Below are 15,692 nucleotides of genomic sequence, written 5' to 3'. Positions count from 1 at the left end.
TGCTGAGCGGCTTTTAATAGGAAAACGGCTAAAAGTATTATCGTGAGGTTTTAAATGAGGACTGGTTGGAAGGATAAAATTCGACTGCTAAGGTAGCATAAAATTCAAAAGAAGCAAATCTTTTTAATTACATTAACAAATCGTTTTCTAAATCCACGCAATGTTGATCAGTAAAGGGTTGCAACGTTTTTCAGGATTTAGATGTAGACACTTTGTATACTCTTTTGTGTTCTTCGTTATTCGATTTTTCTCTTTTCCCATGTAAATAAAATCCTATAATAGTGTACCGCACAAACCACTGGTAGGTAAGCAGTGATATAGCTACAGGTACGATAAAACATAATACAGGCTTCAGAATTCCCGGTAATTGTGTATCACCCAGCCATGCCTGCATCGTATATACCAGCCCTACATGCACCAAGTACACCCAGTAGGAGGCGTCTGAGAGGTAACGCATGGTATATGATTCCGCATTGACCCAGCGAATGAATACACCCAGGAAACCAAGGACAAGCGATGAGGTAGCAATAGTCATACCGGCTTTTAAAAAAATATCGGCCGTGGTACTATTATAATATATCAACAGTGCGGCAGCCATTCCAATGGCTGTAAATGCCAGCCCATAACGTTTGAGCAGGGGGAAATATTTTTCTTTGTGCTCATGCAGTACCCATCCTGCGTATACGAAAATGCCATAGTACAGGATGTAGTTTGGCTTCGGTATCAGGCCGGGGGTGTATTTGATATAGTATGTATCAAACAGCATCAGTGATACAAAAGAGCCCACCAGTAAGAGTGCAGGTACAATGGCTGCGGGCAGTCTGGGCAATTTTAGTCTCAGTAATACAATCCCAATGATATAGAACAGCGTCAGGTAATACAGGAACCACAGGTGTACCGGGCCTCTCCAGATCATGATGTTGTGCAGGATGAGGGAAACGTCCGGACCGGTGAGGTGCTGGCCCCCACCGGTGACCGTATACGCTGTGAGCGGCAGATTGGTAAAGGGAAGGATCAGGAACAGACCCACTACGAAGGGGATCAGGATGCGCTGCGTGCGATGCTTGATGAACGCCGCTTCGCCAATCCTGAAATATAACAAACGAAAGAAAAACCCGGCTATCAGATAAAATAACTGCATCCGGAAAGTGTGTATTACAAAAAAGATCACATCATAAGCGCCGCTGCTATAGTGCGGGTCATGATAAAAATTTTCGAATGGGGTCATGGTATACGCCATCACTGCATGTAGCACCACGCCAAGGAACATGGCCAGCGCCCGGAGTGCATCCATGCTGTTGATACGCTGTGTATTGGTTGTAGTCGACATCTTCTGGTTGTTGCGGTTTTAAGCATTCATAACGGCTGTTTCTCTTCTTGCCTTTTCCCATACAGCAGATTGCTGTTTCCTGATATACCGGAAGAACCCTTCGTATATTGCCACATTCATGAAGAGAAAATAGAAAGGTATATAGCATGGCTTGAATTTTATATCTCTCTTAGCGAGGAAAAATCCGGTGACTGCGAGTATATAGAATATTACCTGTGCTACAAAAATGAACTGATACCAACTACCTGCCCCCTGCAATGTCAGTACTGCTGCGGATATGAGCAGTATTGGCAGACTGAGTGGACTCAGTGTCCAGCGCAGTACACGGTGCGAAATGTACTGGAAGGAGAGGAGGGGAAACCGGAATACATTGAGCAATGCATGCAGCATGACAATGGATTGAAAACCACCTGCACTGATGCGGATCTTGCGTTTATGTTCTTCTGTAATACCTGCTGATGGTGTTTCCATTGCGAAGGCATCTGGTGCATACGCAATCCTGTAGCCCATTTGGTTCACTCTGAGTGAAATTATAAAATCATCTAAGATCACTTCAGGTTCTACGGGTGTAAAGAGTGCAGTTCTTACAGAGAACAACTCACCGGCGGCGCCGACCACTGTATACAGTGCAGCATCCAGTCGCTTTAATAATGATTCGTATTTCCAATAGATGCCCTCAGTGCCCGCTGCACCGCTGTTTCCGGCGAGCATTACTTTTTTCTCACCTGCCACACCACCGGTTTTGGGATCCTGGTAGTGGCGCACAATATTTTTAACAGCAGCAGTGTTCAGCAGCGTATTTGCATCGCAGAAGATCACAACCGGTGTTCGCACGGTCTGCATGGCCCTGTTGATGGCGGCAGTTTTCCCTTTTCTTTCGGGTTCGTACATACTCCTTATACCTGCGTATTGCTGCACTATTTTTTCAGAACCATCATTGGAACCGTCAGTGATAAATATAATTTCTAATTTATCAGCAGGGTAATCCAATTCAAGGGTGTTCTTTATTTTTTCTGGTATGAATGCCGCTTCATTATATGCAGCAACGATGAGGGTGACTGCGGGCTCAAATGTAGTGACTTCATTGGAAGTCCTTGACAGGAGACGTTTACAGGCCACTAGTATCCCCACCAGGAAACCATACCCGATATAATTATAGAAAAGTATGAATAAGCTAGTGTAGAATAAAATCGTCATCGTAAACATTGGCTTTATCGGGGTAATGCTTTCTTTATAAAGGTGCCAAATTAAAGAAGAAAAATTATTGTGTGTCAATATATTGATACATCAACCGCAATTTTAGCATCGTTTACTTTCACTTTCGCATCATTCACGAGAAATTCTTAATCATTTACCAATTTCAAAATATTAAAAAATAATTATTAATATACTTTTGAGCCAGATTTTGAAAAAAACCTTCAGATTGTTGCCTTTCAAGTGCGAAAAAAAATATTGTTCAAGATTTTATTTGCACTATTCAGGAATAATAAATATTTTTACCCTGATTATAGCAATCTGCTAAACGTAACCATAGCCATCTCCTCTGAAATTCACTTTTAACCGATTTGTCCTGAAATGAACTACCACCGCAGTATTTGCGCGTATGCTTTTTTATTCGGCATATGTACTAACCTGTAAGTGGTGATAATTTAGTGATAATTCTACCTTATCCTCCTGGAAGATCAAAGAGATTCCATTTGCCCATCCTGCAACAGCGATCGTTGTAGCGTGTACGCATTTGGTTTACGGAGCAATCTTTTATGTTCTAAACCGGAGTTAAAAAATGAAAAAGAAGATTTTAATAGTTGATGACAGTGCCCCTATGCGATTTTTGTTAGAAGCGATGTTAGGCAACAAGTACAAAGTATATGCTGCGACAGACGGACTGACTGCAACAATGTGGTTATCCAGCGGCAATATTCCGGATCTGATTATCACAGATGTGCAGATGCCCAATATAGATGGCTGGCAGCTGGCCAAAAACCTTGCAGGCAATGCACTATATAGCGATATACCAGTTATCGTTCTGACAGGTATGGACCTGAAGGACAGTATTCCCCTGTATCCCAATGTAGCAAGAGTGATTAACAAACCATTTGATCCAATTAAGTTGCTCGAGATAGTAGATAACCACTTAAGCACAACACAGTCTGTGAGTATAGCGGGATGATTTTTTTTGTTGCACCCCAGTGACCATTGTTACACAAGATTTTTTAAGTAAACCGAACGCACATGATATCTAATCTACCATTGAGCTATCCTAATGCCAGGAAAAAGACAGGTACCAAAGTGCTCACCATGGCTTCGAGCCACGTGAACAGGTACACACTCTGCATCGGGAATGATGAATTCTTCGATGGTGTCACTGGCAGAACGGAGGAGTATGTTTTTACTGCGAAAGAGTTGTCGCTGTCAGTGAATGTACTGAAGGAACAACTCCATTACGACATTGTACCTACATTTATTATATGTAACGTACATAACAATCCCCAATTCAATTTGCGTAAGCTCAGAGATTTTATTCGCACTGAATCCCGGCTTGCCAAGGTACCTGTGTTTATTTATACTGAAGCATTATCAGCCTCGCTGAAACAAGAACTCCGCACTATAGGAGGTATCGATGATATCCTCACCCCCGGCGTTACCCCTTCGATATTTGAAGAAAAGCTGCGTACTGCGCAGCAGATCCGCCAGATGGCCCAAAATATTGAAAAAGATGACAGATCTGTTTCAATAAAGCCTGGCTATTACCTTAACTATTCCATCAAGCGTGGCCTGGATATTTTATTTGCCGGCACACTGCTTTTATTGTTATCCCCGGTATTTCTTGTCCTGGCTATTCTGATCAAACTGGAGTCCAAAGGGCCTGTTTTCTATGTGTCTCACCGCGCCGGCAAACGCTACCAGATCTTCAAATTTTACAAGTTCCGCACCATGGTAGCGGATGCTGACAAACAGGTTGCCCAGATGAAACACCTGAACCAGTACGATACAAACGGTACCGGTCCTGTGTTTTTCAAAATTAGTAATGACCCCCGTGTAACCCGTCTGGGTACCTTCCTGCGCAACACCAGTTTAGATGAGATTCCCCAGCTGCTGAATGTATTGCTGGGCCATATGTCACTCGTAGGCAATCGCCCCCTTCCATTGTACGAAGCCGCTACACTCACTACAGACGACTATGCTGGCCGCTTTCTGGCGCCTGCAGGCATCACTGGTCTGTGGCAGATTAAGAAGAGAGGGAATAAGGATATGAGCGTGAGCGAGCGCATCGACCTGGATAAAAGTTATGCTGAAAAACATTCTGTGCTGTACGATATGTGGATTCTCGCTAATACTCCGAATGCCCTGAGGCAGAAGGATAATGTATAAAATTATTAATTACCGAATACGATTATGAGTTTGCAAGAACAAACACCACTGGTGTCCATTATTGCCCTTAATTTCAACCAGACAACTGTTACCTGCGAATTTCTGGAGTCTACAAAAAAGCTAACCTACCGCAATTTTGAGACGATCATCGTAGATAACGGGTCCAGCGTTGATCCTACTGCCCAGATTGAAGCAGGCAACTATCCGAATCTCCGCCTCATTCTAAGCCCTGTAAACCTGGGTTTCACCGGTGGTAACAACCTCGGTATTGAGCAGGCGAAGGGTGATTTTTTATTCATTGTTAATAATGATACAGAAGTCACTCCCGATTTGCTGGAACACCTGTTACAGCCCTTTTATGCAGACGGAACCATTGGCGTGGTATGTCCTAAAATTCGTTTTTTCTCTCACCCCAATGTGATCCAATACGCCGGCTTTAACAAGATGAACCTGCTCACAGGTCGTACATGGGCTGTAGGCAGCAAGGAGGAAGATAAAGGTCAGCACGATGTATCGGGCCCTACCTGGTGTGCACATGGCGCTGCCATGATGGTAAAGCGTGAAGTGATTGACAATGTAGGCCGCTTTGCTGACAAATTCTTTATCTACTATGAAGAAAGTGACTGGTCTGCCAGAATTCTGCGCGCCGGCTACAAGATCTATTATAATGCTAACGGACTGATCTTTCATAAGGAGTCCATCACCATGGGTAAGGAAAGCGCGATCAAAGCGTATTACCATACACGTAACCGCATTCTCTACATGCGCAGGAATACAAATAAGTTGCAGCTGGCAGCGTTCCTCTGTTTCTTTAGTTTCCTTACGTTCCCCAAGGCGGTGCTCACTTACACGATGAAAGGACAGTTTAAGCATTTACGGTCATTTGTAAAAGGCACGTTCTGGAACCTCACTACATCAAGTTATTCACCTGTATAAAAAAACTCAATTATGTCTAAAATAACATCACTCGTTACCGGCGGTGCCGGCTTTATCGGTTCACATGTCGTAAAACATTGCCTGGCAATGGGACATGAAGTAGTTGTACTGGATGACCTCAGCGGAGGCTTCGAAGATCATATCCCTGCAGGTGCGATATTCGTCCAGGGTTCTGTATCCGACGATCAGCTGGTGACCAGCCTGTTTGAAGAATACCGTTTTCAATATGTATACCACCTGGCCGCATATGCAGCTGAAGGGCTGAGCCACTTTATCCGCCGTTTCAATTATAACAATAACCTCATTGGTAGCATTAACCTGATCAATGAGTCGATCAAGCATAAAGTAAAATGTTTCGTGTTTACCTCTTCTATCGCGGTATATGGTGCAGGTCAGCTGCCTATGCGTGAGGAAATGGTGCCAATGCCGGAAGATCCATATGGCGTATCTAAGTTCGCAGTAGAGCTGGATCTGAAAGCAGCACACGAAATGTTTGGCCTGAACTACGTGGTATTCCGTCCGCACAACGTATATGGTGAAAACCAGAACATCGGTGATAAATACCGTAACGTGATCGGCATCTTCATGAACCAGATCATGCAGGGCCAGCAACTCACCATCTTCGGTGATGGCGAACAGACCAGGGCTTTCAGCTTTATCGATGATGTAGCTATTCCGATTGCGAACAGCGTAAACATTCCTGCTGCTTACAACCAGGTTTTCAATATTGGTGCAGACAAACCTTATACAGTCAATGAACTTGCAAAGGTAGTAGGTGCCTGTTTTGGTGTAACCCCGGATATCAAATACCTGGCTGCACGTAACGAAGTTATGCACGCTTACTCTGACCACACCAAAGCACACAGCGTATTTGGCGAAGGCAGTGGCGTTTCCTTACAGGAAGGTATTGAGAGAATGGCAGCATGGGCCAAAGAAGTAGGTGCACGTAAGAGCAAGGAATTCGAGAACATTGAGATTTACGAAAAACTGCCTCAGGGCTGGGAAAGGAAACAACCTCAGGCCGAAGGCGTTCCAGCATAATGAACAACACACCTAAAATAAAGGTATTGCAGGCCATCCGCCAGGGACTGATAGGCGGTGGTGAATCCCACGTACTCAGCCTGGTGGATGCCATGGACAAAGAACGTTTTGAGCCGGTGGTACTGTCTTTTACAGACGGACCAATGATCACACGTTTGCAGGAAATGGGTATACGCCATTATGTAATTCCTTCCCTGAAAGCATTTGACCCTTCCTGCTGGAAACGGGTCAAAACGCTTATACAGGACGAACAGATTGACATCGTTCATGCACACGGTTCCCGTGCTGCCAGCAATCTGTACATTCCCACCCGCATGAGTGGCCGACCTTTAATGTATACAATTCATGGCTGGTCATTTCACGATGATCAGCCTTTTCTGCAAAAGCAGATGAGGGTATGGTCAGAAAGGTTGCTGACCAGTGGTGCAAAGGCAAATATATCTGTCTCTGCTTCCAACAGGGATACAGGTGTGAAGCATTTTTCAGGCTTCCGGTCTACGGTGATCAATAATGGGATCGACCTGACCAGGTTCAATCCTTCCGCATCACAAAACAACATTCGTGAGGAATTGGGCATTCCAGCTCAAAATACGGTGGTGGGATACATTGCCCGCATCACTATTCAAAAAGACCCTTTAACCCTTATTTACGCTTTTAAAAAGGTATTGGAGCAACATCGCGACATTACCCTGCTGGTGGTTGGGGAAGGAGATATGAAAGAAGAAATGGTTTCACTGGCAGCTGCACAAGGCATTGCCAGCCATATTGTATTTCAGCCATTCCGCGGCGACGTGCCGGCATTGTTACAGGCAATTGATGTTTATTGTTTACCCTCCCTCTGGGAAGGTCTGCCTATCGGGCTGCTGGAAGCCATGGCCATGCAAAAGGCCGTGATCGTGACAGCAGTAGATGGCTCCAAAGAAATTGTAGCCGACAGGCAAAACGGGCTGGTTGTTCCCGTCCGTGATCCTGCGGCACTGGCTACGGCCATCAGCGCCTTACACACCGATGTACCTTTACGTACATCTTTACAGCAAGCAGCTGCTGCAACTGTGAATCAGCATTATTGTGCAAAAGGCATGACCCGCCAGGTAGAAGACCTGTACAGGGATGTGCTTGATCATCAAAATTAACCGGATACGAATCATGACTACTACTATTACATATGAATATGACAGAATCGCTGACAGAAAGCGGCTTGACTTTATCAGTGACTCACTGAAAGGGAAGGTAAAGGCAGATGCCAGGGTGCTGGATGTAGGCTGTGGCAACGGTGTAATCAGCCGTCACCTGGGTAAACTGGGTTTCAATGTACTGGGCATTGATGTGAGTGAGCAAACTATTGCCCGTGCCCGTGCACTGAATACATTGCCCAATGTGTGGTTTGATGTAATCAGTGCGGAGAAGCTCGTGGCACAGGGCGATACATTTGATGCGATCATCTGTAGCGAGGTACTGGAACACCTGCAGGATCCTTCTTCATTATTGAAAGTTTTGTACCAGTCATTGAAACAGGATGGTGTACTTATCGTGACTGTGCCCAATGGCAGCGGCCCCCGCGAATTGTTTGTGACCCGCCCCGTATTAGCTATGCGTGAAAAAAACAGCTGGCCATGGAGAATGGTGGTCGGTGTAAAGAAAGCGCTGGGCTACACAGGAACAACTGTGCAGTCAGCAGCGGACAACCTGGACCATGTGCAGTTTTTCAAGAAAACGGACCTGGAAAATTTGTCTACTCAAAACCACTTCCGCATTGTACGTTTTGGCAAAGCGAATTTTATTGAGGATGTATTCCCATTCTCATTTGTAGCTAAAAAAGTACGTGCATTACAGTGGCTGGATTGTAAGATCGCCGATGCATTGCCCTACCGCTTTACAGGTGGGTTCTTTTCAGTTTGGGAAAAAGCAAATTAATATGTGGACCATCCTCTTTTACTGCTTTGCAGCGATACAGCTTTTGCTGGCAGCGTACCTGCTTCAGCCGACCTTTCTTTTGCTTATTTATGGCATAAAGAAATTATTTGGCTCCCTCTTTGCAAGCAAGATGGTGAATTCCGAAGCACCGGCCAAAGATTATTCTTTTGCAGTTATCATCACTGCTCATAAGAATCTGCAACTGGTTCCACCCCTTGTAGATTCCGTACTCAGGCAAACCTACCGCCACTTCAAAGTATATGTGGTAGCGGATGGATGCGAACATGCGAATATTGGATTCAACGATAATCCACAGGTAAACGTGCTGTTGCCGGAAGTACCCTTAAATGCAAAGATCCGTTCCATCGACTATGCGATCAATCACTTTGATGCAGCACACGATGTAATGATTATACTGGATGCAGACAACCTGTTGCATCCTGATTACCTCGACGTATTGAACAGGTATTTCAATAAAGGTTACCGGGCAGTACAGACCAATATGCTGGCGAAGAACAACGATAGCGTATATGCACAACTGGATGCTGCGGGTAACTATTTCAGCAACTTCATTGACAGGCGTATGCGCATGGAAATGGGACTGTCTGCCAATATATGGGGACTGGGTATTGCTATCGACACAGCCCTGTACAAGCAGGTAATCTATCGCAACTTCCTGGGTGGATTTGATAAGAAGATCCAGGCTGATATTGTGAAACTGATTCCACAACTTGCCTATGCAGAAGAAGCGAAGGTATACGATGAGAAGATTGATAGCGGTGATGCACTGGAAACACAACGTACCAGGTGGATCAATGCTTACTTTAAATATTTTAAATACGGTTGGGATGTGTTGCTGACGGGATTGAAGCGTGGCAGTTTTAACCTGGTATTCTTTGGTTTTAATTTACTGCGACCGCCATTGTTCCTGCAGGTAGTGGGAGCGGCCTTTTTTGCAGTAGTGAATTATTGGATTTCGCCGGTATGGATGCTGGGCTGGTTAATTGCGATGGTGCTGTTCCCATTGTCTTTCCTGATCATCGTAGCGGTGATGAGTACAGATAGCAAAACCGTAGCTGCGCTGTTTTACCTGCCAGTATTTTTTATCAGACAGGTGAAAGCATTTCTGCACATCGGCAGGGCAAATAAAGCCTTTTTACAAACTCAAAACAATAAGGTTATCTATATTCAGGATCTCCTGAATCAATAGTTTCCCTCTCATACTAAAGGGAAACCCCGCTAAGCGGCGGGGGAATATGCGAAAATCAGCAGAAAGGGTGTATCGTCATGATATGCCCTTTTTACTTTAAATTGCCTGTAAAACGAAGAGACCATGTCAGAAACTGTAGAAATCAGGCAATTGACCGCAGAGGATTATATCGATTTGAAGGAGTCTATGTTGAGGGCCTACCCCGATATGGCAGGCAGTTACTGGCGGGAACCCACGCTCCGCAGGCTCATTGAGATATTTCCGGAGGGGCAGATTGCCATCACCGTGAATGAAAAGATAGTGGGCTGTGCCTTATCCATTATCGTGGATTATGGCAAATTTGGGGATGAGCACACCTATGAGCAGATCACAGGGTATTATACTTTCAGCACCCACACTCCGAAAGGGGATATCTTATATGGTATAGAAGTGTTTGTGCATCCTGATTTCAGGGGCAAGCGACTGGCCAGACGTTTGTATGACGCCCGTAAGAACCTTTGTGAGCGGCTGAACCTGAGAGGTATTGTAGCCGGTGGCCGTATTCCGAATTATGAGAAATATGCGGATCAGCTCACTCCCCGTGAGTATATTGAGAAAGTGAAGGATAAAGAAATATATGATCCTACCCTGACCTTTCAATTCTCCAACGACTTTTTAGTAAAGAAAATATTGAAGAATTACCTGCCGAATGATGAAGCCAGCAGGGGATTCGCTACGCTATTGCAATGGTATAATATCTACTATGAAAAGGATATTGATACCATTCGTTATAATAAATCTACTGTGCGGATCGGGTTAGTACAATGGCAGATGAGGGACTATGGCAGCCTGGATGGTTTCCTGCAACAGGTAGAATATTTCATTGATGCCGTGAGCGATTATGGGTCTGACTTTGTGGTTTTCCCTGAATTGTTCAACGCCCCATTGATGGCAGAATTTAGCCAGATGGATTCTGCGCAGGCCATCAGGGGGGTAGCGAAATATACAGAGGAGATCAGGAACTGGTTTGTAGGTAAGGCAGTGGCGTACAATGTGAATATTATTACAGGCAGTATGCCGATCCTGATTGAAGATGCACTGTATAATATTTCTTATCTCTGTCGCAGGGATGGTACCTATGATCATTATATCAAAATTCATCCTACACCGAGCGAAGTGTATGCATGGGGTATCAAAGGGGGTAATGAACTGAAAACTTTTGATACTGATTGTGGAAAGATCGGGATACAGATCTGTTATGATGTGGAATTCCCTGAACCATCCCGCATACTGGCAGAAGAGGGTATGCAGATCCTGTTTGTGCCTTTTCTCACAGATACGCAGCATGCTTTCAACAGGGTACGATTCTGTGCACAGGCACGTGCCATCGAGAATGAATGCTATGTAGCCATAGCGGGTTGTGTAGGTAATCTGCCCAAGGTGAATAACATGGATCTGCAATATGCACAGAGTGCGGTATTGACCCCTTCCGACTTTGCATTTCCTGTAACAGGGGTAAAAGCAGATGCGACCACCAATACAGAAATGGTAGTGATTGCCGATGTGGACCTGGTATTATTAAAGGAATTGCATGCTTTTGGAAGCGTGCAAACCAAAAAGGATATACGAAAAGATCTTTACGAAGTAAAATGGAAAAAATAATGGAACACACGATTAACGTAGCTTTACAGATCCTGCCTACAGTACCGTCAGACAAGGTATATGCAACAGTAGATGAGGCCATTGCGGTCATTCACAACTCTGGCCTCAGGTACCGGGTATGTCCTTTTGAAACGGTGATAGAAGGAAAGTATGATGAAGTAATGGCGGTGGTACGTAAGGCCCAGGAAGTATGCTTCACGGCCGGTGCATCACAGCTAATGTGCTACATCAAAATGCAGATCAAAAAAGACGCAGATGTATACATCGACGACAAGATGGAAAAATATGATTAACCAAACACGAGGTAAGCAATACCCAGTGTAAAGAAGATATTGAACACCTGTGCGATGATGAAAGCCATAGCCGGGCGGCCTCTTTCCATACTGAAAATGTCAGTGAACTTTGTTTCCAGTCCTATGCAGGTGAAGGCTAAGGCAAACCAGTAAGTTTGTAATTCCTTGATACTACCCTTGATGGTAGTGACCAGCGTAGGGCTGAGGACAAAGGAGAAAAGGAGGGAAGCGAGGATAAAACCTAACACGAATTTTGGGAAGCGCTCCCAGATTGTTCTCAATGTTGGTTTTTCGTAGTTCGCATCTTTCCTGGAATAAGACCAGTATAAGGAGATAAAAAACGCTGCTAATCCTAATAATACATTCTGGGAGAACTTTACCAGGGTGGCATATTTCAGGGCTTCTTCACCCAGCATGGTACCCGCAGCTACGACTGCACCTGAAGTATCGATGGTACCACCCAGCCATGCACCCGCTACCGCCGGAGACATGTCGGCCCACTTTGCGATGTAAGGCATAAACAACATCATTGGGATGGCGACAATCAATACCAGTGAAATGACATGAGAGAGTTTCCTGTTATCTCCCTCAATCGCGCCCGCAGTAGCAATAGCGGCAGATACTCCGCAGATAGACACCGCACTGGAGATCATCATCCTGAATTCATCATCCAGCCCTAATTTTTTACATACCCAAAAGCTGAAATACCAGACAGTAAATACGACGGCTACAGATTGAATAATACCCAATGCGCCGGCTTTGACGATATCCTGGAACAGGACGGAACAACCTAACAATACCAATCCTATTTTGATATAAAGTTCCGTTTGAATAGCCGGTTTTAACCAGGCAGGTACCCCGACCGTATTGCTGATGATCAACCCGAGTATAAGGCTGAAGAGTACGACTTCTATGCCGTAGGACTTCATGACAGCGGTGTTTGCCACAATCTGTGCCACGAGCGTAATTAATACAACCACCAATAATGCGGGTAGTAATTTTATAAAATCTGCCGTACTACGGCTAAGTACTTTTGCAATGAGCAGGCTGGCGACTATCCATATAAAACCCGATGCGGTTTTGGCCAGGATCACTGTTCCGAAAAAGGGTTTGAGACCAAAGGTAATAACGGCAATTGAGAGGAACGCTATGATGACAGCGATCCAATCTTCGTGGATTTTCTTAATAAGCATGCATAAGGTTTTTTCGTTCGTGGTGGTACCGGTAAGATAGCAAATAAGGTTTATTTATGCCAGAAGAAAATGTAGCCGATAATAATGGCGCCAATGAGGCCGACTACATCAGCAATGAGTCCACAGGTAAGGGCATATCTGGTCTTTTTGATATTCACGGATCCGAAGTATACGGCTAATATATAAAAGGTAGTTTCGGTAGAACCCTGAATCACGCTGGCCAGTTTGCCCTGGAAGGAATCTACGCCATAGTGTACGATCGTATCGACCATGAGGCCCCGCGCTGCGCCACCACTGAAAGTCTTCATGATGCCTACAGGCAGCACAGGTACGAAATCAGTATTCAGACCCATCCAGGCCACCACAGCTCCAATGCCATTTGTTACATAATCCAGGCACCCGGTAGCGCGGAAGGCGCTGATGCCTACCAGCATAGCCACGAGGTAGGGAATGATCATTACGGACGTCTGAAAACCTTCTTTCGCCCCTTCAATAAATACATCGTAGACATTTACTTTTTTGATCAATCCCAGGGTCAGGAAGGATAAAATGATCGAAAAGATCACCAGTCCGCCAATTAAGCTTGTATAAGTCGCTATTTGTTGAGCGGGCAGGTTATGCATGGCATAATACAAGATAGCCAGTAAGCCTCCAAAGATGCCCAGAAATATCAATACGGGCAATTTAAAGAGGTTGAGACGCTGGTAGATGGCTACAGCAATCATACCCGATATAAAGGAGATGAGTGTACCAATCAGGGTAGGAATAAAGATATCGGCAGGATTGGCGGCATGTTGTGCCAGCCGGATAGCTATCACTGAGGTAGGAATGAGGGTGATTCCAGCGGTGTTGAGCACCAGGAACATGATCTGGGCATCGCTGGCGGTATCTTCTTCTTTATTGATCTCCTGTAGCTGCTTCATGGCTTTCAGGCCAAGGGGAGTAGCGGCATTGTCCAGTCCCAGTGCGTTGGCACTAAAGTTCATGAGCATAGACCCCATGGCAGGGTTGCCCTTTGGAATGGATGGAAACAGTTTGGAGAAGAAGGGTGTTACGGCTTTGGCAAACACTTCAATCATGCCTGCTTTTTCACCCACTTTCATCATTCCCAGCCAGAAGGTCATGATCCCGGCAAGGCCCAGTGAGATTTCCGCCCCGGTTTTTGCACTGTCGAACATGCTTGTCATAACAGTAGAGAACACAGCGGTATCTCCCAAAACAATCAGTTTAAAGAGTGCTACCACAAAAGAAACCAGGAAAAAAGCAAGCCAGACGTAGTTTAAAGCCATGAATTTAGATTGGTTATATAAGTAATCCGGTAAATGTAATAAATTTTTTACCCGGCTGCAAGATGGCTTCTTCAGGGCAGAAGAGGCCGCATGGCAAAACTTCTTAATTAAGTTAAAAAAATACTATCTTCGCGCAAATTTTTTAAAAAAATGGCGTTACAAGCAGGAATTGTTGGATTACCGAATGTGGGAAAATCGACATTATTTAATGCGGTAAGCAACAGCGCAAAGGCGCAGGCTAGCAACTACCGTTTTTGTACTATTGAACCTAACGTAGGACTTGTGGATGTACCGGATGAAAGGCTGAGTAAGCTGGCAGAACTGGTAAACCCAAACAGGATCGTACCTACTACCATTGAATTTGTAGACATCGCCGGCCTGGTAAAAGGTGCCAGTAAAGGTGAAGGTCTGGGAAACAAGTTCCTCGCCAATATCCGTGAGGTAGACGCCATCGTGCATGTGATCCGTTGTTTCGAGGATGACAACATCCTCCGTGAGGAAGGTGCGATCAACCCAATCGGCGACAAGGAAATCATCGATACTGAGCTTCAGCTGAAAGACCTGGAGAGTGTGGAAAAGAAAATCGCCCGTACTGAAAAGATGGCGAAGACCGGTGGAGATCCGAAAGCAAAAAAAGAATACGAAATCCTGAAACAATGCCAGGAACACCTGGAAAAAGGTAAAAATATCCGTGAACTGGGCCTGAGCAAGGAAGACAGTGTTGCAATCGCAGACCTGTTCCTGCTGACAGCAAAACCAGTGCTGTATGTAGCTAACGTAGACGAAGGCAGCATGCACACCGGCAATAAATATTCCCAGGCGCTGCAGGAAGGTGTTAAGGCTGAAGGCGCACAGGTGATCGTGATGAACAATACCATCGAAGCACAGATCTCTGAAATGGAAGATCCGGCAGACAAGGAATTGTTCCTTTCCGAATACAGCCTGACGGAGCCAGGTCTGAACCGCCTGATCCGTTCCGCTTACAACCTGCTGGAACTGATCACCTACTTCACAGCGGGTGTACAGGAAGTAAGGGCGTGGACCATCCATAAAGGCTGGAAAGCTCCACAGGCAGCGAGTGTGATTCACACAGATTTCGAAAAGGGTTTCATCAAAGCGGAAGTAATTGCTTATGATGATTATGTGAAATATGGTTCAGAATCAGCAGCCAGGGATAACGGCCGCTTTAGAATTGAAGGTAAAGAGTATATCGTAGCGGATGGTGATGTCATGCACTTCCGTTTTAATGTATAAAAGATGCTTCACGGCCTTTATGGCCGATGAGGGTTACAACAAAAGACGCCCTGGGCCACCTGGTCCCAGGGCGTCGCCTATTTCAGGGGGCCTTAATTCCTGCATAACACAACCTGATTTTCTGATAGCCCTGTCTTTTTAACTGCGTAACTATTTCTATCCTGAAAATATTTTTTTCTCTTCATTAATCTTTCCCTTATTATATTTGTCTACTTATTT

At 45.0% G+C, this 15,692-nt stretch carries 14 protein-coding genes; 10 read left to right on the top strand and 4 right to left on the bottom strand.

Annotated features, from left to right (window positions below; genetic code table 11):
* Positions 1-190 precede the first annotated feature (190 nt).
* Both SIO70_RS21620 and SIO70_RS21615 read right to left on the bottom strand, forming a co-directional pair.
* Complete coding sequence (locus tag SIO70_RS21620) at positions 191-1,330, bottom strand: acyltransferase family protein (protein ID WP_320574214.1); 1,140 nt, start codon at positions 1,328-1,330, stop codon at positions 191-193.
* Between the two features lie 18 nt (positions 1,331-1,348).
* Positions 1,349-2,527, bottom strand: coding sequence for a glycosyltransferase family 2 protein (locus SIO70_RS21615; RefSeq protein ID WP_320574212.1), 1,179 nt, complete (start codon positions 2,525-2,527; stop codon positions 1,349-1,351).
* 586 nt (positions 2,528-3,113) lie between these two features.
* Between SIO70_RS21615 and SIO70_RS21610 the strand changes: the two genes are divergently transcribed.
* From SIO70_RS21610 to SIO70_RS21570, 9 genes are all read left to right on the top strand, one after another.
* Positions 3,114-3,500 carry a response regulator gene (locus SIO70_RS21610; RefSeq protein WP_320574211.1) on the top strand — a complete coding sequence of 129 codons (387 nt, stop codon included), beginning with the start codon at positions 3,114-3,116 and terminating at the stop codon, positions 3,498-3,500.
* A gap of 62 nt (positions 3,501-3,562) precedes the next feature.
* Entirely contained in the window at positions 3,563-4,702 is a 1,140-nt protein-coding gene (locus SIO70_RS21605; RefSeq protein ID WP_320574210.1) for a sugar transferase, read from the top strand.
* Positions 4,703-4,726: 24 nt separating this feature from the next.
* Entirely contained in the window at positions 4,727-5,638 is a 912-nt protein-coding gene (locus SIO70_RS21600) for a glycosyltransferase family 2 protein (RefSeq protein ID WP_320574209.1), read from the top strand.
* 12 nt (positions 5,639-5,650) lie between these two features.
* Positions 5,651-6,679, top strand: coding sequence for an NAD-dependent epimerase/dehydratase family protein (locus tag SIO70_RS21595; RefSeq protein WP_083725393.1), 1,029 nt, complete (start codon positions 5,651-5,653; stop codon positions 6,677-6,679).
* Positions 6,679-7,812, top strand: a complete 1,134-nt coding sequence (locus tag SIO70_RS21590; protein ID WP_320574207.1) for a glycosyltransferase family 4 protein — start codon at positions 6,679-6,681, stop codon at positions 7,810-7,812. The genes SIO70_RS21595 and SIO70_RS21590 overlap by 1 nt, the downstream gene beginning before the upstream one ends.
* A gap of 13 nt (positions 7,813-7,825) precedes the next feature.
* A complete protein-coding gene (locus SIO70_RS21585; RefSeq protein ID WP_320574205.1) occupies positions 7,826-8,593 on the top strand; it encodes a class I SAM-dependent methyltransferase in 768 nt (255 codons plus the stop codon).
* 1 nt (position 8,594) lies between these two features.
* On the top strand, positions 8,595-9,803 hold the full coding sequence (locus SIO70_RS21580) for a glycosyltransferase (RefSeq protein WP_320574203.1): 1,209 nt from the start codon (positions 8,595-8,597) through the stop codon (positions 9,801-9,803).
* A gap of 123 nt (positions 9,804-9,926) precedes the next feature.
* Positions 9,927-11,444, top strand: coding sequence for a bifunctional GNAT family N-acetyltransferase/carbon-nitrogen hydrolase family protein (locus SIO70_RS21575; protein WP_320574201.1), 1,518 nt, complete (start codon positions 9,927-9,929; stop codon positions 11,442-11,444).
* A complete protein-coding gene (locus SIO70_RS21570; RefSeq protein WP_320574199.1) occupies positions 11,444-11,737 on the top strand; it encodes a thiamine-binding protein in 294 nt (97 codons plus the stop codon). Before SIO70_RS21575 ends, SIO70_RS21570 begins: the two co-directional genes overlap by 1 nt.
* Here the strand turns inward: SIO70_RS21570 and SIO70_RS21565 are convergent.
* Together SIO70_RS21565 and SIO70_RS21560 are read right to left on the bottom strand one after the other, a co-directional pair.
* On the bottom strand, positions 11,734-12,930 hold the full coding sequence (locus SIO70_RS21565; protein ID WP_320574197.1) for a YeiH family protein: 1,197 nt from the start codon (positions 12,928-12,930) through the stop codon (positions 11,734-11,736). The genes SIO70_RS21570 and SIO70_RS21565 overlap by 4 nt on opposite strands.
* A gap of 50 nt (positions 12,931-12,980) precedes the next feature.
* Positions 12,981-14,219 carry a nucleoside recognition domain-containing protein gene (locus SIO70_RS21560; RefSeq protein WP_320574195.1) on the bottom strand — a complete coding sequence of 413 codons (1,239 nt, stop codon included), beginning with the start codon at positions 14,217-14,219 and terminating at the stop codon, positions 12,981-12,983.
* Between the two features lie 150 nt (positions 14,220-14,369).
* On the opposite strand from SIO70_RS21560, the gene ychF reads away from it, so the two are divergent.
* On the top strand, positions 14,370-15,473 hold the full coding sequence (gene ychF, locus SIO70_RS21555) for a redox-regulated ATPase YchF (protein WP_320574193.1): 1,104 nt from the start codon (positions 14,370-14,372) through the stop codon (positions 15,471-15,473).
* The last annotated feature ends 219 nt before the right edge of the window (positions 15,474-15,692 follow it).

Origin of the sequence: Chitinophaga sancti, from assembly GCF_034087045.1 — a bacterium.
Lineage (GTDB): Bacteria > Bacteroidota > Bacteroidia > Chitinophagales > Chitinophagaceae > Chitinophaga > Chitinophaga sancti_B.
Note: the sequence above shows the minus strand (reverse complement) of the source record. Positions and strands in the feature narration are given on the sequence as shown.